The organism is Paractinoplanes deccanensis, from assembly GCF_016862115.1.
Taxonomy (GTDB): Bacteria; Actinomycetota; Actinomycetes; order Mycobacteriales; family Micromonosporaceae; genus Actinoplanes; species Actinoplanes deccanensis.
This window is the reverse complement of the sequence record NZ_BOMI01000077.1, coordinates 72,068-88,273: the sequence shown is the minus strand read 5'-3', so window position 1 is coordinate 88,273 and position 16,206 is coordinate 72,068. Positions and strand designations below refer to the sequence as shown.

The 16,206-nt window shown below is 67.9% G+C and carries 16 protein-coding genes; 9 read left to right on the top strand and 7 right to left on the bottom strand.

Annotated elements, in window-relative coordinates:
• The first annotated feature begins 60 nt into the window (after positions 1 to 60).
• From Ade02nite_RS20360 to Ade02nite_RS20350, 3 genes are read left to right on the top strand one after another with little or no spacing between them, the layout of a single operon-like run.
• Positions 61 to 852 (top strand): alpha/beta hydrolase, encoded by a 792-nt coding sequence (locus tag Ade02nite_RS20360; protein WP_203765737.1) that lies wholly within the window; start codon positions 61 to 63, stop codon positions 850 to 852.
• Positions 849 to 1,703 (top strand): alpha/beta fold hydrolase, encoded by an 855-nt coding sequence (locus tag Ade02nite_RS20355; RefSeq protein ID WP_203765736.1) that lies wholly within the window; start codon positions 849 to 851, stop codon positions 1,701 to 1,703. The genes Ade02nite_RS20360 and Ade02nite_RS20355 overlap by 4 nt, the downstream gene beginning before the upstream one ends.
• A gap of 47 nt (positions 1,704 to 1,750) precedes the next feature.
• Positions 1,751 to 2,695 (top strand): SLAC1 family transporter, encoded by a 945-nt coding sequence (locus Ade02nite_RS20350; protein ID WP_203765734.1) that lies wholly within the window; start codon positions 1,751 to 1,753, stop codon positions 2,693 to 2,695.
• Between the two features lie 64 nt (positions 2,696 to 2,759).
• Here Ade02nite_RS20350 and Ade02nite_RS20345 read toward each other — a convergent pair whose 3' ends face one another.
• The 3 genes from Ade02nite_RS20345 to Ade02nite_RS20335 all read right to left on the bottom strand — a co-directional run bounded on the left by Ade02nite_RS20345 (position 2,760) and on the right by Ade02nite_RS20335 (position 4,618).
• The gene (locus Ade02nite_RS20345) at positions 2,760 to 3,188 is read right to left on the bottom strand and encodes a DUF4238 domain-containing protein (RefSeq protein WP_203765732.1); all 429 of its coding nucleotides are present in this window, start codon (positions 3,186 to 3,188) and stop codon (positions 2,760 to 2,762) included.
• Positions 3,189 to 3,315: 127 nt separating this feature from the next.
• A complete protein-coding gene (locus Ade02nite_RS20340; RefSeq protein WP_203765730.1) occupies positions 3,316 to 3,813 on the bottom strand; it encodes a DUF4238 domain-containing protein in 498 nt (165 codons plus the stop codon).
• Between the two features lie 13 nt (positions 3,814 to 3,826).
• On the bottom strand, positions 3,827 to 4,618 hold the full coding sequence (locus tag Ade02nite_RS20335; RefSeq protein ID WP_203765722.1) for a hypothetical protein: 792 nt from the start codon (positions 4,616 to 4,618) through the stop codon (positions 3,827 to 3,829).
• Between the two features lie 86 nt (positions 4,619 to 4,704).
• On the opposite strand from Ade02nite_RS20335, the gene Ade02nite_RS20330 reads away from it, so the two are divergent.
• Both Ade02nite_RS20330 and Ade02nite_RS20325 read left to right on the top strand, forming a co-directional pair.
• Positions 4,705 to 4,872, top strand: coding sequence for a hypothetical protein (locus tag Ade02nite_RS20330; protein ID WP_203765720.1), 168 nt, complete (start codon positions 4,705 to 4,707; stop codon positions 4,870 to 4,872).
• Positions 4,873 to 4,874: 2 nt separating this feature from the next.
• Positions 4,875 to 5,606 (top strand): DUF6338 family protein, encoded by a 732-nt coding sequence (locus Ade02nite_RS20325; RefSeq protein ID WP_275409931.1) that lies wholly within the window; start codon positions 4,875 to 4,877, stop codon positions 5,604 to 5,606.
• Between the two features lie 742 nt (positions 5,607 to 6,348).
• Here Ade02nite_RS20325 and Ade02nite_RS20320 read toward each other — a convergent pair.
• From Ade02nite_RS20320 to Ade02nite_RS20310, 3 genes are all read right to left on the bottom strand, one after another.
• Positions 6,349 to 8,316 (bottom strand): AfsR/SARP family transcriptional regulator, encoded by a 1,968-nt coding sequence (locus Ade02nite_RS20320; protein WP_239168909.1) that lies wholly within the window; start codon positions 8,314 to 8,316, stop codon positions 6,349 to 6,351.
• A 97-nt stretch (positions 8,317 to 8,413) separates the two neighbouring features.
• Positions 8,414 to 9,169, bottom strand: a complete 756-nt coding sequence (locus Ade02nite_RS20315) for a hypothetical protein (RefSeq protein WP_203765708.1) — start codon at positions 9,167 to 9,169, stop codon at positions 8,414 to 8,416.
• Positions 9,166 to 9,744, bottom strand: coding sequence for a SigE family RNA polymerase sigma factor (locus Ade02nite_RS20310; RefSeq protein ID WP_307871222.1), 579 nt, complete (start codon positions 9,742 to 9,744; stop codon positions 9,166 to 9,168). The genes Ade02nite_RS20315 and Ade02nite_RS20310 overlap by 4 nt, the downstream gene beginning before the upstream one ends.
• 140 nt (positions 9,745 to 9,884) lie before the next feature.
• Between Ade02nite_RS20310 and Ade02nite_RS20305 the strand changes: the two genes are divergently transcribed.
• The 4 genes from Ade02nite_RS20305 (at position 9,885) to Ade02nite_RS20290 (ending at position 13,705) form a co-directional block, all read left to right on the top strand.
• Positions 9,885 to 10,457, top strand: coding sequence for an RNA polymerase sigma factor (locus Ade02nite_RS20305; protein WP_203765706.1), 573 nt, complete (start codon positions 9,885 to 9,887; stop codon positions 10,455 to 10,457).
• Positions 10,454 to 11,599: a hypothetical protein gene (locus tag Ade02nite_RS20300; protein ID WP_203765704.1), complete on the top strand. Its 1,146-nt coding sequence runs from the start codon at positions 10,454 to 10,456 to the stop codon at positions 11,597 to 11,599. Before Ade02nite_RS20305 ends, Ade02nite_RS20300 begins: the two co-directional genes overlap by 4 nt.
• Before the next feature lie 197 nt (positions 11,600 to 11,796).
• A complete protein-coding gene (locus Ade02nite_RS20295; protein ID WP_203765702.1) occupies positions 11,797 to 12,609 on the top strand; it encodes a trypsin-like serine protease in 813 nt (270 codons plus the stop codon).
• A gap of 775 nt (positions 12,610 to 13,384) precedes the next feature.
• Positions 13,385 to 13,705, top strand: a complete 321-nt coding sequence (locus Ade02nite_RS20290; RefSeq protein ID WP_203765694.1) for a MerR family transcriptional regulator — start codon at positions 13,385 to 13,387, stop codon at positions 13,703 to 13,705.
• Between the two features lie 233 nt (positions 13,706 to 13,938).
• Here Ade02nite_RS20290 and Ade02nite_RS20285 read toward each other — a convergent pair whose 3' ends face one another.
• Positions 13,939 to 15,891, bottom strand: a complete 1,953-nt coding sequence (locus tag Ade02nite_RS20285; RefSeq protein WP_203765692.1) for a hypothetical protein — start codon at positions 15,889 to 15,891, stop codon at positions 13,939 to 13,941.
• Positions 15,892 to 16,206 lie beyond the last annotated feature (315 nt).

Genomic DNA, 16,206 nt, shown 5'->3' with positions numbered 1-16,206 from the left:
CGGCGATCCCCGACGGCGAGACCTTGATGGCGTTCACTTCCGAACCCACCAGGAGACGCCATGTCATCGCCGGACACCATCGTGCTCATCCACGGACTCTGGCTCTCGCCACTGAGCTGGGAACACTGGATCACCCGCTACACCGACCGCGGCTACCGCGTCATCGCGCCGGCCTGGCCCGGCATGGAGGCCGACGTCGAAACGCTGCGAGCCGACACCGATTCCTACGCCCGCCTGGAGATCGCCCAGATCCTCGACCACTACGAGACACTGATCCGCAAGCTCGACACCCCACCGATCATCATGGGCCACTCGTTCGGCGGCGCCTTCACCGAACTGCTGCTCGACCGGGGACTGGGCGCGGCCGGGGTCGCCATCCACCCCGCGGCCGTCAAGGGCGTCGTGCGGCTACCGCTGGCAACACTGCGCTCCGGCTTCCCGGTGCTCGGCAACCCCGGCAACTACCACCGCGCGGTCATGCTGACCCCGGAACAGTTCCACTACTCGTTCACCAACCTGCTCGACGAGCCCGAAGCCACCGCCGCGTACGACCGCTACGCCGTACCCGGCCCCGGACACGTGCTCTTCGAAGCCGGACTGGCCAACTTCAACCCGCACTCGGCGATGCGCCTCGACTTCCGCAACCCCGACCGCGCCCCACTGCTGATCATCGGCGGCGGCAAAGACCACGTGGTGCCCGCCTCAGTGACCCGCGAGGTCGCCGGCCACTACGAACAGAGCCCGGCGGTCACCGAATACCTCGAATACCCCGAACGCTCCCACTACACGGTCGCCGAGCCCGGCTGGGAAGAGATCGCCGACCGCGCACTTACCTGGGCGGCCTCCCGATGATCCACTACCGGTACGCAACCGTCCGCGGCCACCAGCTCTTCTACCGCGAAGCCGGACCCGCCGACGCTCCCACCATCGTGCTGCTGCACGGCTTCCCGACCAGCTCCTTCATGTTCCGCAACCTGATCCCGCTACTCGCCGACCGCTGGCACGTCATCGCGCCCGACCACCTCGGCTTCGGCAACTCCGACGCGCCGCCGGTCAGCGAGCTCGACTACACCTTCGACGCACTCACCGACCTCACCCAGGACCTGCTCACCAAGCTCGGGATTCAGCAGTACGCCATCTACGTCCAGGACTACGGAGCCCCCATCGGATGGCGACTGGCCCTGCGCGACCCATCGGCCGTCAAAGCGATCATCAGCCAGAACGGCAACGCCTATCAGTGCGGATTCGTCGAGTCGTTTTGGAAAACGATCTGGGACTACCAGCGCTCGCCCGCCGAAGACGCGGCCGTCCGCGGCTTCCTGACCCTGGACGCGACCCGCTGGCAGTACCTGACCGGCGTGCCCGATGTGACTCTTGTCGACCCCGACACGTGGCGGCACGACTTCAGCCTGTTGTCGCGACCCGGCAACGACCTCATCCAACTGGCCCTGTTCCGCGACTACGCCACCAATCCACCGCTCTACCCCGAACTGCACAAGCAGTTCCGGGAAACCCAAGTGCCCCTGATCGCGGTGTGGGGCAAGGACGATCCGATCTTCGGACCGGACGGAGCCCGCGCCTTCCGCGACGACCTGCCCAGCGCCGGCGTACACCTCCTCGAAGGCGGCCACTTCCTGCTGGAGAGCGCCCTGCCCACGGTGACGCCGCTTCTGCGGGACTTTCTCAGCCAGTCGCTCGGCTGAGCGCAGACCGACAGCTGTCCGGTGAGCCCGTCGTATTGGAGAACCTGATGCCGCTCAACTTCTTCGGTATCGCCTTCGGGCTCGCCGGGCTGGCCGGCACCTGGACCGCCGCCTCCGCCGCCGACCTGGCACCCGCCGCCGTGGGTGACATCCTCTGGTGGGCGGTGCTCGTCGTCTGGCTCGCCCTCGTCGCGCGCTACATCGCCCGCGCGTCCCCCAGCGACCTGCGCCATCCGATCCTCGGCCCGTTCGCCGCCCTGGTGCCCACCACCGGCCTCCTGATGGGCGGCCGCCTGGCCGGCACGTGGCTCACCGGCGGCCGGATCGTCATCGCCGTCATGCTGGTGCTGGCCACCGTCTTCGCCGGCTGGTTCGTCGCCCACCTGCTTAACGGCGGCCTCGACATCGACACCCTGCACGCCGGCTACCTGCTGCCGACCGTGGCCGCCTCCCTCATCGCCGCCCAGTCCTCGGCCCTGGCCGGCTGGCACGCCATCGCCGTCGGTGCCTTCGCCGTCGGCATCCTCTTCTGGTTCCTTATCGGCGGCATCCTGCTCGGCCGCTTCGCGTTGCGCCCGGCCCTGCCCGGCCCGCTTCTACCCACCATGGCCATCTTCTCGGCTCCGCCCGCCGTGGCCGGCAACGCCTGGTACGCCATCAACGGTGGCACCCTCGACACCATCGACCTGCTCCTGCTCGGCACGATGGTCCCGCTGCTGCTCGTCCAGCTTTTCCTCACTCCCAGCTACCTGCGCGAGCCCTTCGCCCACAGCTTCTGGGCGTTGACCTTCACCATCGCCGCCAGCGGCACCTACACCATTCGCTGGCTGGCCGCCGAAAACGTCGCGACCTCGCGCGCCCTGTCCTGGTTTGTCATGGCCGTGGTGACATTCCTAATCGGCGTGATCGCGTACAAGTCCTCGCGACTGGCCTTGCGGACAACCTCGCGTCATGGCCCTTACACACCGGTGGAGTCGGCCACGACCAAATAAACCTGGCGTCGATCGCCCTGGTAGACCCACGACCGCCGAGTAAGCCATCCTCGATATGCCGGGATCAATCGTTGGACGATTCGAATAGCCGCTGGCGCCGATCGAGCTCGCCGGTCAGGGTAGCGAGGACCACTTCGACGTCGTCATCACGCTGGGAGGTTCGGCCCAATGCCGGCCGCTCTGGATGAGTGTCGAGCCAGCGACGTTCTACCCCGTGTCCGTCGGCCAGCACCTCGTAGAACATCAAGGATTGGGGCAGCTCGCCGCCGTTGCGGACAGCAGGTTCGGCCTTGGATGACGGGTCGTGTTCGGGGTGAAAGAACACGTGCCGGACCGCGGTATCAATCACCATGGAGTTGAGGCCGAGTGCGTGGCCGGGGTGAAGCTTGAACCGATGATCGATGCGGATCTGCCTATCGTCGGCCGATCCAAGCCCGGGAAGGTAGAGGCAACGGTGTGGGTCCACGGGCATGTAGATGTCCCAGTACTGCACGGCGCGGTGCTGATCGGAGTGGTCTTGGCCGTTGAGCACGATACCGGTACATCGCCGGTCAGGAGGCAGTAGTCGCTGAACCCGATGCCCCACGGCCGATAGAAAATGGCGGCGGCGAGGCGCTCGATCATCTCTGCGATGTACTTGATGTGCCTGTTTGAGCTCTCGAATTGGCTGGGCAGCCCAAAGCGCTCTTTCGGCTGCGGTGCACGGCCTTCGCCGTGGTGAGCCATTTCAAGGCGTTCCCGCTGCCGAAGCGTACGCAGCAACTGCGCCGCGATCCACCACGAGAGGGCCTGCCGGGTAGCGATGCGTGGTGGCCAGGGGGAAGCGCATCTTCCGAAGGAAGCTTGCCGGTGTCCAGGACCTTCCTGAGTGCTGGGGCCGCGTCGGCCTCGAGCACGGTGAAGAATTTCTCCATGTCGTGGTGCGGCACGCCGTCGATGTCGCTGCCCCAGTAGAAGCCTCGTTCAACGGCTACGTCATTGATCGATGCCGGGAATCGGGATCGTAGGTCGGGAGTCATGGCGATCAGTCGCGCGCCGCCGGGACGGTGCTGGGCGAAGCGGCGTAGGTACATACGTGGCACGTGGTGGTCGCGCGTGTTCGTCGCGTTGGTCTTCACATCAGCAGTCCGTTCAGGCGGCGATCATCGCGGTCGGCTGGTTCAGCCAGTCAGCCAAGACCTGCTTCTCGCCGCGTTCTTTGACTCCCCAGTGGCCCTGGAACGGTAGGGCGCCGTTTGGGAAAGGGTGGGTCGCGAACGGGTTGTCGAAGCGGGTGGTCCGCGGCAGGTAGGGCCCGCCGGGGAACCATTCGTGGATCGAGAACACCGATGACACCTGCTTACGCTTGCCGGCGGGATTGTTTCGTCCGATGCCGTAGAAGCCGTCTCCGAGCCGGACGCCCTGACCGTTGGCGATGACCACAGCGGAGCTGCCCACCAACGCTTCATGAACCTCGTCGATGGTGCACCACGAATCACGGACGCCGATGACAAGGGCGAAGGGTCTGCCGTCGAGGTCGTACTTGCCGGCCTTTGCGTCGAGGCGGCTTCGCAGCCTGACGGCTGAATCGACCATGCCGCCCATGGCCGGACCGCCGATGACCGACGGCTCCTGGCCCGTGGGCTGGAAGTGGCGTGGCAGAGGGTGGAATTGAAAGGTGATCTCCGCTCCTCTGCCGACGTAGTGCTTCTCAGGTGTGCCGGTCTCGTCGCGCTGTAGAGCGTCGGGGTCCTGCTGGAGTTGCTCCAAGGCAGCGTTCAACCAGCGCCCGAGGTGTCTTACGTTCGGGGTACTCGCCCAGCTGTGAACGTCGAACGTGAGCGAGTGCGTGGAGAGCGGGACGATGCGATTGATCTCGCCCTCGAGCCAGGCGTGACAGCGTGCTTCCTTGTCCCAGTCGTCGCCTTCGAACAGCGTCAGCACTGGCGGACAAAATTGTCAGACCCTGCCTGCACAATCGTGTCCTGAGCCGAGCCCGTTCCGCGGGCCAGCACGACTAGGGAGCCTTGGTGCCTCAGAACAACGAGAACCGTGGGCGCACTTCAGCGCAGCGTATCCACGAGTCCGAGCGCAGTCAGAAGCTCGATCCCGGCGGCGCGGCCATGCCGGTCCTGACGACGAGCACCCCACCTCCGCCACCGCCGCCGCCCTCCGGCGCCACGCAGCAGAAGGCCTAACGGTGATTCCTTCCACGCCAGTCGGCGTGGCACTGCTGCTCCTCTTGATCGCCCCAGGCCTGGCCTACGTCTTGCGGCGAGAGAAGGTCGTGCCGACCAGTCCGCGCACGGCTTTCCGGGAAGCGCTGCAGGTGGTCTTCGCCAGCGTCGCCAGCTTGGCCGTCATCGGCCTGCTGGCGACGTTGCTTCGCACGATCGCCCCGGAACACACCCTTGACGTGAGACGCCTGATCCAGGCGCCGGGACCGTTCGCTCGCGGCCACCATGTCCAGGTGGCGTGGTGGTCGTTCGGCGTCCTCGCCGCCGCCACACTGCTCGCGTGGGTCATGGCCGACCCTCGGATCATCCGAGGACTCCACTGGCTGAGCACCCACAAACCCTTCACGTGGCTAACCGGAGCCAGCAACTCCGACATCGCCGAGATCAGCGGATGGTGGCGAGTCTTTGACGACCGCCGACCCAAGGACACGGCCAAAGTCGACGTCGGAGTCTTGAAGGACGACGGAACCTACATCCAGGGCACCCTCGTCTCCTGGACCGCCGGCGGCCTCGATTACGACAAGCGTGAACTGGTCCTCAAAGAGCCCCTGCGCTACCAGACCACAGACGGCAAGCAACACAGCCTGCCGGTCGACATGGTCGTCATCGCAGGCCGCGACATCCGGCGTCTCGACGTCAAATATTTGATGGAGGCGAACACACCGGACGTTGGAAAACCTTCTGGAGAAGCTTAAACCCGCCGACCAGCGACGAATCTAACGATGCCAGCCAGCCGTAACCCCGGCCGAGTAGCGAAAGGTGCGTCCTGCCCAGCGGACGGCAGATGAGGGTGATCCGCCGGTGAAAGCACGTCGTTCCAGCGGCCGTTACGACGGTAGCTGTCGGTCACATCGGCTCCGGCACCTCGTTGTGACCGGCCCTGATACGACCATCCATACGCAACGTGATCGTCTGGCGTGGTGATCGGTGGGTGATCGGATGTCGGCGACCGTTTCAGCACAGGCGCGGCTAAACCAGCACGCCCGGCCCAAGGCCAAAGGCGCAGCTGACACGTCCGGCGAGCACTCCGCCCTGACCTGCGGAAACACAAAAGTCCTCTGAACTGCGTAAACGACTCTCGGCGCGACTTCGATCCGCCCAGTCACGCAGTGTACTGGAGACTACTAGTCGTCTGACTACGGATCAGAAGGTTAGGGGTTCGAGTCCCTTCGGGCGCACTTGATCGAGTGGGGCCTGGACTGCGGAAACGCGGTTCAGGCCCTTCTTGCTGTCCGGCCAGTGTGGACGGTGGTGGCACATGGGTGTCATCACCTTCCGTGACGATGCGCCTGTTTGCGGACCCGTGACCTGCGGCTCGGCCGGCGGCGGTCTTCGGGTCGCCTTCGACCACGGTGTAGCCGGCCGTGGTGCGCTGGCCGTTCGACGACCAACAGCCCGCGGTCGAGGTCGACCGCGGCCCACCGCAGGCCGCAGAGCTCACCGGGGCGCAGCCCGCGCAGGGCAGCGGGCCACCAGCACGCGAACAGCGAGTCCTCGACGTTGGCTTCCAGGAAGGTGGCGAGCTGTTTCGCGGTCCACACCGCCACCGCCGGGTGCTCGCCGGTTCGCTGCCAGGCTTCGACGCGCCCGTCGGTCCAGACCTGGGCGTGCGGGCGCCGGTACCCGTGAATCTCGATGTGCCGGGCAGCGTTCGGCCCGATCAACACCTCCCGCACGGCCAGGTTCAACGCGGCCCGCAGCGTGGTGCACAGGTGGTTGAACGCCGACGTCGATTGCGGGAGTCCTTTGGCGTTGCGGTTTGCGCGATCTCGGCGAACACCGCGCGCAGCAATGGCCCGTCGCCCGGGGTGGGCGCGGCGGCCCGGAGGCGGAGACGGGATAAGGACGGGCTCGACGTCGCGGGTGTCGGCCAGCCGAGTCGTCGGCCGGACTCCAGTACGGGTCTCGAGCCAATGCCGCAGCCGCCGCTGCACGGTCCACCCATCGCCGGAGCGACAGGCAGCGCTGTCGGGTCAGCTCGGCCGCCACGTCGTTCAGGCTCATCTGCGGGCTGACCGCGGCGCGGGCCGCCGCGATGGACAGCGCGAGAGGGAGACCGGCACAGAGCCGGACGAGCCGGTCGGCGGCCGCCGGTTCGCCGGCCAGGCGGGCCGCGCCGAGCCGCAGCGCGAGCAGATCCTTCGACGCCCGGAAGCTGAGCCGGTCGACGTGCACCGGCCAGGCACCTTCCCGGGCGACCAGGCTCGGCACCCGGTTACGGCTGGTGATGACGACCAGGCAGCCCGGCGCGGCAGGAAGCAGCGGGCGCACCTGGGCCGAGTCGCGGGCGTTGTCCAGCAGGACGAGCATGCGCTGCTTCGCCATCACCGACCGGAACTGGGCGCCGAGCGCGTTCAGATCGGCGCTGCCGTTCGGGGTGGCTCCCAGCGACAGCAGCATCGTCGCGAGCGCCTCGACGGGCCGCAACTGCCGGCCGCCCGGTTCGAAACCTCGCAGGTCGAGATAGAGCTGACCGTCCGGGTAGTCGCCGGCGATCCGATGAGCCCAGTCCACGGCGAGAGCCGTCTTACCGGAACCTCCCATACCGCTCAAGACAATCAAGCCTGATCCGCGGCCGGCGGCCATCCCGTCGGCCAGCTGCGGGCGGGGGCTGAAGGCCGCCACGCGCAGCGGCAGCTGGGCGGGCCGGTTTGCGTCCGGCGTTGCTGGATCGGTCACCGCGTCGAGGTGGGCCGCCCGCAACTCGGCACCCGGGTCGGCGCCCAACTCCTCGGCGAGCCGCCGCCGCACCTCCTCGAAGTGGGCCAGCGCTTCGGCCCGCCGCCCGGCGGCCGTGAGCAACCGGACCACCCTGGCCTGCAGTGGCTCGTGCAGGGGCGCCGCCGCGGCGTAGTGCTGCAGCAGCGGCAGCAGGTGATGCGCCCGCGGTTCGCCGAGGGCGGCGTCGGCGGCCTCCACGGCCGCCTGGACGCGGGCCGTCTCGATCGCCCGGAACGCGGGCAGGCCGGTCAAGGCCGGCGGCAGCTCGGCGAAGGGCTGGTCACGGGCCAGCCGCAGCGCCTGCTCGTACTTCTGGGCCGCCTCCGCGCGGCCTACGGCGCGTGCGTCGTCCACCAAAGTGAAGAACGCCGCCAGGTCGGAGACTCGCGCGTCCAGGCTCAGCCGGTATCCGTCGCCTACCGGCTTGACCCACGCACCGTCCTCGCGGTTCGGCAGGTCCGGCTCAAAAAGCCGGCGAACCTGCCCGATCAGACGCCGGACCTGGTTCACCGCGCTGTCCGGCGGACGATCACTCCAGATGGCGTCGACAAGCTCGGAGGTGCGCACCACCGTTCCGCGCGCCGCCAGCAGAACGGCAAGCACGGCCCGCTGCCGGGCCGGGCCCAGCGCGACCTCGACCCCGTCCCGCCACAACCGCAGCCCGCCGAACACCCGGACACGCATCGTGATCACGAAGCATGATCCCTCGGCCCGGCCGCTCCTCGCAACGTCTCCGCAGGTGACAGTACGCGCCGACGCGGCCGGTATTGGTGCGGTGACGTCAGTTTTTGCCGGGCTTGATGGTCGTGGTCTGTGCGGCGTACTTCTTCTCGGCCTCGGCGACCGCATCGGCGGTGAGGTTGATGCCGCCCGCAACCTTGATCATCTGGTCTTTGGTCAGGCCGGTGCTCGCCGCGAACTGGACGGTGAGGTAGACCCGGGGCGACTGAACCACGAAGATCTGGGTGGCCTCCACGGTGGTTCCCTCGTTCGGCGTTCCCTCGTCGGTGTGGATGGAACGCAGCGCGGCCGGTTTGCCGCCGATCGTGAATTGCTCGTCGCCGGTGGGCTCGACCGTGAAGTCCTTGTTCTGCAGATAGACCGCGATCTTGTCGGTGTAGACCTGGGGATCGGACAGGTGCGGCTTGGCCGGGTCGGGAGTCTTGGCCTCCTCCGGCGCGAGGACCAGCTCATATTCGTTCTGGCCCTGGATGAAGAACCCCTGCGGCACCGTGTCGATGGTGAACAGGCGGGGCTGCTTCCCGGTGTAGCTGACGAGCTTGATACCGGTGGTCGCGCTGTTCGCGCTCTGCGCCGCGGTGGGCGAGTCTCCGCTGGGGCCGCCGACCAGCCCGGGCCCCAGCGACAGCGCGGCCGCGGCGACCGCGAGACTGAACGCCGACCCGGCGGCTACCCGGAAGGCGCGGTTGCGCCGGACGGCTCGGCGACCGCGAGCGAGGTCGTCCTGGATGACGTCGGCCGGTGTCTCGCCGGCGGGGCCGGCCAGGTGGTGCAGGCGGTGGTGAAGATCCATCATCGGGTGAGCTCCTGTTCCTTGAGGGGGGCGTTCGGGGCGGGCGTGTGATGCGATGCTTCAGGCGGGTCCAGCGCGGCCCGTAGCTTGTCCAGAGCCCGGGCTGTCTGGCTCTTGACCGTTCCGGTCGAGCAGCCCATTGCCGCCGCTGTCTCAGCGACGTCCAGCTCGTGGAAGAAGCGCAGGACGACCACGGCGCGCATCCTCGGCGGCAATTCGCCTAATGCGCGGGACAGCTCCGGATCGGGGCCGGCCGGTGCGGACTGCGCCTCGGCGCGGTCCGGCAGGCGATCAGACGGCCGCTCGAATCGCCACCATGATCGACGGCGTTCCCTGAGGAAGACGTTGACCAGCACCCGGCGCAGGTATGCGTCCGGGTTGTCCGCCCTGCGGTACGCCGACCAGGAGACGTAGAGCTTGGTCAGTGCCGTTTGCACGAGATCTTCTGCCAGGTGCGAGTCCCCGGTCGTCAGCAGCCGTGCGGTCTGCAGCAGCCACTTACGCCGGTCGGCCACGAACGCGTGGAACTGCTCGTCGCGCTCGGACCCGTCCGAGCTGCTGTCCTGTTTCACACCCACCCTGACCCCTCGGCGCAGCTGAAGGTTGCATGACGGCCCCACCATCGCTCGTTTCCGGACCTCGGCGCCGCGCAGCCTGAACACTTCCCGGGCTGATCGGCAATGTCAGGTTGGAAGCCCGGAGTTTGCCGAGGAGGGATATGGCTTCGGATGCGGATTTGATAGGCCGGTCGCTGGATGGCGATGTCGACGCCTTCGTCGAGGTGGTCGGGCGTCACGAGGCCGCCGTCGGTTCGTACCTCGCTCGCCGGGTGGGGCGCGACGCGGCTGAGGACCTGCTGGGCGAGGTGTGGGTCGCGGCGTTCGAGTCGCGGCGATCGTACGACCAGTCGTACGACGATGCACGGCCGTGGCTGTACGGGGTGGCGCTGAATCGCCTGCGTCGCTACTGGCGGTCCCGGCCGCCCGAGGACCTGGTCGCGGACGTCACGGACCTGGCCGCCGGATGGGATCCGTGGTCGGCGGTCGACCTCGGGGTGGACGCCCGGGCGGTACTCCAGTCGGCCCTGATGCGGCTCAAACCCGAAGAGCGGGAGGTCCTGAGGCTCGTCGCCTGGGAGGACCTCACCGCAGCCGACGCCGCGCGGGCGCTCGGCATTCCGGCCGGCACCGCGCGGCGGCTGCTGAGCCAAGCCAGGGCGGCCGTGCGCGATGCGCCGGGGGTGTCCGTGCTTCTGAAGGATCGCAACAGCGCGAAGGAGAAACACCGATGACCGACGAGCTCGATCTGGTCGGTGAGTTGGGCAGCGCAGAACCACTACGCCCGGAGGCGTATCAGCGGGCGCGGGCGGTGCTGCGGGCGGCGATGGCCGACCAGGGAACCGTGCGGTTCCTGGGCGAGATGTCAGGAGAGGACACGACTATGGAGACGACTTCGGCCATGGAAACGACGACCACCACACGGAATCACGAGTCCAGCCCGGCGACGCGGCGCCGCCGCGGGATGGGCGTCGCGGGCCGGCTCGGCATCGGCGCCGGGGTAGGGGTTGCCGCCGCCGCGGCGGTCGTCGCCGTGGTGCTCAACTCGTCGGCGACCGGCGGCACGGTGGCCGGCAACGATTCATCGGCCGCGGCCACGGAGACGGTCGCCGTCGACGGCTCCGCCGACCGCGCGCCGCTGATGACCCTGGCCGGGTCCATCAAGACCGTCACCCCGTCGGCGGGCAACGCGTGGCTGGTGAAGGCCACTCAGGTCGACGGCAAGAAGACCATGCAGGTCGTCTACACCCTGTACACCGACGATCACGCGATCTACACCGGCAACAGCGTGAACGACATCAAGCGTGCGATCGCCCGCAACCAGGATCAGATGGAGGCCGGCGGCTACGCCCCGCTCCTCAAGGCCGCTGTCGCCGCGGCGGACAGCAGCCCGGCCGACGGCCGGACCCAGATGCTCAAAGCGGCCAAGGACCCGCTGGTCGGCCTCGACCCCGCGGCGCAGAAGGCGGAGTGGGACAAGCAGCAGGCGGCCGCCCAGGTGATCATCAAGCAGAAGGGCGGCAACGTTGCGCCGAAGCCGTACAGCCCGCAGGCCGTCCAGCGGCACTTCGACAACGCCCTGTGGACCTACAGCACTGAAGCGCTGTCGGCCGGCGACGGCAACACGCAGGTCCGCGCCGGGGTGCTGCGCCTGCTGTCCACCATCTCCGCGGTCGACGTCACGAAGTCGACCACCAACGGCAAGGCCACGCTGACGATCACCGCCGGCCCTGAGGTGTTCGGCGGCGAGGGCAGCGAGGTGCTGACCATCGACGCCAAGACCGGCATGCTGGTCAAGCGCGTATCCACCGTACCTGGCCTTCCCCAGGCCTCCACGACGTACGAATCGTCCCGGGTGACGAAGGCCGGCCTGTAGGCCACGACCTGCTTCGGCGCGTCGGAGGAGAGAGCTGGACCCGCCCCGCACCTCTGGCGAGTTATCGACCGTCCGGCGGACGTCAATCGACCGTTCCGGCGGTTGAGCTATGCGATGCATCACTGTCTATGGTGAGGCGTCATCTGACGAATACGGGCAGTGACGGGGCCTGCCCTCAATCAGGAAACGGTGAGCCCATGAGGCGACTGTTCATCCTCTGCGCCACCCTCATCGCCCTGCTGACCGCCACCTCCGGCCCGGCACAGGCGATCACCAACGGCCAGCCGGACAACGGCCGGCACCCGTACGTCGGCCTGGCCATCTTCGACACCGTCGTGAACGGCGTGGCCACCCCGACCTGGCGGTGCAGCGGCACCCTGCTATCACCGACGGTCTTCCTCACCGCCGGCCACTGCACCGACGGGGCCGTCCGGGCCCGGGTGTGGTTCGCCGACAACGTCCAGACCAACGCCGAGTACCCGTACGGCGGGCTCACCTCGTACGAGGGCACGCCGTACACCTATCCCGGCTACTGCGACTCGCCGTGCGGCCCGGGCCTGCCGAGCTTCGCCCAGTACGACGTCGGCATCATCGTCCTTTCCGAGCCGGTGCCCGCGTCCGTGGTGAGCACCTACGGCCGGCTGCCCAGCCCGGGGCTGGTCGACACGCTCGCCACCGGCACCCCGGTGGACCTGGTCGGCTACGGCGTGCAGCAGCAGAACCGCGGCAACGGCCCGCCGAGCTGGACCGGCGTGCGCATCCGCATGTACGCGCCCACCGAGGTGGTCTCCGGCAACTTCACCCACAGCGACCTGTTCCTCAAGGTGCGCGCCAACCCCGGCGGCGGCAGCGGCGGCACCTGCTTCGGCGACTCCGGCGGGCCGATCCTGCTCGGCAACACCGTCCTGGCTGTCAACTCGTACGTCACCAACAGCAACTGCGCCGGCGTGACCTACGCCCAGCGGGTAGACCTGGCGCCCATCCTGGCCTGGATCCGCTCCTTCCTGTGAGCGGCCCGGCGGGGGTGACCACCGCGGTGGTCACCCCCGCCGTCCGAGCCGGGACAACCAGGTTTGTGTACGCCCAGACAGCGCCGGTCCCGCTCAGAGCGGGCAGGTCAGACGGTTCTGCTGAGGCGAGCAGGTTGATGGTCACGGCGGAACCGCCGTGACGGTCGCCAGAAAATCTGGTCCGACACAGCTAGATTTTCTCGGTGGATCTAGGTAAGGTACCTTTCGTTGACGACAGAGATCTGTAGACGACGCAGACGTGACAGGCCGAGCGTCAAGCAGGGCCCGGAAGTTCTCGTGGCTCGCTCGGTAACTGCGGTGGAACCGATATCGCCGCACGCAGCACAGCAAGAGGCAAGTCGAAGACCTTGACGTAATTCCAGGTCAAGGCGCCGCAGGAGGGGCCGATGCAGGTTCGGGGCTCCGCCTGATGCACCGAGATCCGTCGTACGTGTGCGGGGCCATGAAGTCGCGTGGGGTTCCGGCACCGGCGGGTAGCACCACAGGAAGTGAAAGCAGAGGAAAGGGAGGGTTTGACGCCGTTGGATCGCCCGCCGTCAGAACGTAGTGCCAGTTCTGGGGTGGACACCGTGGTCACATCGAATGTGAGGTGGTCTCCGGTCACGCTTACGCGATCCTCGCATCTGCTGTCGCTGATAGCGGCACGGTGTGGAAACGAGAACCCGACGAACCTGTCGGTAGATGGTGTATTGAACCCGTAACCCTGGGCCCCGGCGCATGCTGCGCCGGGGCCCTCGTTCATGACGAGGAATGTATGGCCCAACCCGAAGACATGCTGAACGACGACGATTACCCCGCCTACACGATGGGCCGCGCCGCTGAGATCGTGGGTGCCTCGCAGGACTTCCTGCGCCGCCTCGACGAGGCGAAACTGATCACTCCGTTCCGTTCCGCCGGCGGACACCGCCGCTACTCCCGTTACCAGCTGCGCCTGGCCGCACGAGCCCGGGAGATGGTCGGCCAGGGCACGGCCCTCGAAGCCGCCTGCCGGATCATCATCCTCGAGGACCAACTCGAGGAAGCGCTTCAGCGGAACCGCGACCACCAGAGCCGGCAGCAGACCGACGCCACCTGACACCCTGCGCCGCACGGTCCTTCTCCACCACGAGAAGGACCGTTTGTCATCTAAGCCAAGACGTGCGGCAGAGCCTCGGCAGCGAATCCTCCAGGCGGCGAAGGAGATCTTCGCCGAGCGGGGCCAGCGCGAAGAGGCGATGCTGCTGGATCTGCCTGAAGGTGCGACATCGCCGATCCCTCAAAGACGGCGACCCGGGCGGCCACCCTCGCCGGTGGCCGCCCGGAGGAGCGTTACTTGGTGACGATGAAGTACGTCCATGGGGTGTACGTGGTGACGTTGAGGGCGTCGCCGGAGTTCTGGCCGGGGCCGCCGGGCACGTAGCCGGCTTTGACCCGCATGCGGATGTTCCTCTGCGCGCCGACGATCGTGGCCGTCGAGGTGCCGTTCGAGGCCAGCGGGATGAAGCCGTAGCCCCAGAGCTGCCAGCTGCCGCCGGCGTAGTACTCCACGACGACGTGCTGGCTGCGGCCCTTCATGTAGGTCATCGTGGTCGTGAAGCGCGGCTGCGTCTTGGCGTGGAAGTAGTTGTAGTTGTTGGCCTTCTTGTACTGGCCCTTCGCCGTCTGCGAGATCCGCACCCTGGTCTGCGCCACGATGGAGACCGACTTCGCGGCGACGCGGGTGTCGCCCGTGAAGACGGCGGAGATCCGGCTGTTGCGGGTCAGGGTGATCGTGGCCGCCAGGTCGCCCTTGCTGTTGACCGTGGTCACCCGGACCGCCTTGTTCGGCTGGTCGGCGCCGTACGGGTCGACGTAGATCGCGACCGTGCGATTCTTGTAGGCGCCGCCCAGATGTGCGGTGACGGACACCTTCGATCCGTACGAGAAGACGGTGTTGGTCTTGCGGTTGAGCGTCAGAACCGGGGTGCTCTTGGCGATCTGGACCGACCAGACGGCCACGGCCGGCTCGTGCGTCGCGTCTCCGGCGTACCGGATGGTGTAGGTGACCCGGCCGCCGGCCGGCGGAAGATCCTTGACGGTGATGGCGCCCCCGGTCGCGGTCCGCACCGTGCTCATGGCGCGGCCCTTCGGGTACTCCGGATCGGTGCGGGTGACTGTCACGGCCGTACCTGTCGGCAGGGGCAGTGAGGAGGTCAGTTTGCCGGTCAGGGCCAGCGCGACGGCCCGCTTGCCCGAGGTCGGTCCGGTAAGCGTGAGCGTCGGCACCGACTTCCTCGGGGCCGTCAGCCGGCGCAGCGAGTACTTGTCCACGTCGTTGTAGGCGACAGCGAAGAGCTGGCCGCTGCCCGGCTCCCAGGCGAGAGCTCCGTCGTCGAGGGTGTCGGAGGTCCAGCTCGCCTTGCCGGTGTCCGGCAGCTCGTAGCGCCGGACGAGCGTGTTGCCCGGCGTGAAGACATACAGGTCCGGGTCGTACGGGGCGGAAGCGCCGCCTGCCACCGTGCCGTCGGGCGCAACGTCCACCGCGTTCGCGGTGTGCGTCATCTTGTACACGGTCGACGTGGTGGCGAGGTCCGAGGTGCGCCGGGAAACGAGCGTGTCGTTCCACGGGTAGAGCAGGGTCGAGCCGTCCGGGGTCAGCGCGATCTCGTACGGCTTGGCATAGAAGTCGACCCGAGCGGTGCGCTGCGGGGCGTCGCCGGTCACGTCGAAGACCGCCATCGCGGCCTTGAAGTCGCCCTCGGCCGGAACGCGACCGGCGGCGGCGAGAACGCCGGGCTTGTTCGCGGCCGTCGCCAGCCGGGGTGCGTCCAGCCACTTCGACGTGCCGTCGTCCAGCGTGACCCGCGGGTCGTCGCCGCGCAGGTCGAGGGAGCCGATGCCTCCCGCGTCCGCGGCCGACTCGTAGCCGAACCAGATCCGGTCGCCGGCCGCGGCCAGCGTGTGCGGGCGGACGGCCGAGCCGACGTCGTACCGGGTGATCTCGCTCAGGTCGGTCGCGTCGAGCGCGACGATCGCGTGGCCCTCGGGCCAGGCGGCGTAGAGCCGTGTCCTGTCGGCCGAGAGAAGGAGGTCTTCGACGCTGGGGTAACCGTCCCTGGCCGCGGTCACAGCGCCGTTGTAGTCGGTCTGGATGATCTTGCTCGTGCTGGGGTCACTGATGAGAACCCGCTGGTGGGTACCATCGACGACGACTTCGCCGACCTTGCCGATAGGCAGGCCGGCGTACGTGTCCGCCCGTGCCGGCCCGACGGCACCCACGATGACCGAAGCCGATGCCGTCACGCCCACAACGGTGCGCGTGACGCGCATGCTCCAACTGTTCAATTGGCATCCCCATGAATGTTCGCCGGGATCAGCCCTGCGGCGAGTCGGTGCATCGTAATCGATCATCACCGCTCAGGGGAACAGCCGCGGATGCGGTGACCTGCCCGGACGTCCGTATGCTGCCGATATGGATCCGTCGGTTGAGGTGGCGCTGTCCGGGATGCTGGCGGCGCCGAGGACGCTACACCGGTGAACGCCGTCGAGGCCGTCACCCGTGAACTCGGTACGGCGCTGCACGCCAGCACCGTTTCCTTCCTCATCGCGGACCTCAGC

Bases quoted from the DNA above. Each gene is read 5' to 3' on its own strand.
- Ade02nite_RS20360 (WP_203765737.1), top strand. From the start codon at position 61: ATGTCATCGCCGGACACCATCGTGCTCATCCACGGACTCTGGCTCTCG.
- Ade02nite_RS20355 (WP_203765736.1), top strand. From the start codon at position 849: ATGATCCACTACCGGTACGCAACCGTCCGCGGCCACCAGCTCTTCTAC.
- Ade02nite_RS20350 (WP_203765734.1), top strand. From the start codon at position 1,751: ATGCCGCTCAACTTCTTCGGTATCGCCTTCGGGCTCGCCGGGCTGGCC.
- Ade02nite_RS20320 (WP_239168909.1), bottom strand. From the start codon at position 8,316: ATGCGTGTCCGGGTGTTCGGCGGGCTGCGGTTGTGGCGGGACGGGGTC.
- Ade02nite_RS20315 (WP_203765708.1), bottom strand. From the start codon at position 9,169: ATGATGGATCTTCACCACCGCCTGCACCACCTGGCCGGCCCCGCCGGC.
- Ade02nite_RS20305 (WP_203765706.1), top strand. From the start codon at position 9,885: ATGGCTTCGGATGCGGATTTGATAGGCCGGTCGCTGGATGGCGATGTC.
- Ade02nite_RS20300 (WP_203765704.1), top strand. From the start codon at position 10,454: ATGACCGACGAGCTCGATCTGGTCGGTGAGTTGGGCAGCGCAGAACCA.
- Ade02nite_RS20295 (WP_203765702.1), top strand. From the start codon at position 11,797: ATGAGGCGACTGTTCATCCTCTGCGCCACCCTCATCGCCCTGCTGACC.
- Ade02nite_RS20290 (WP_203765694.1), top strand. From the start codon at position 13,385: ATGGCCCAACCCGAAGACATGCTGAACGACGACGATTACCCCGCCTAC.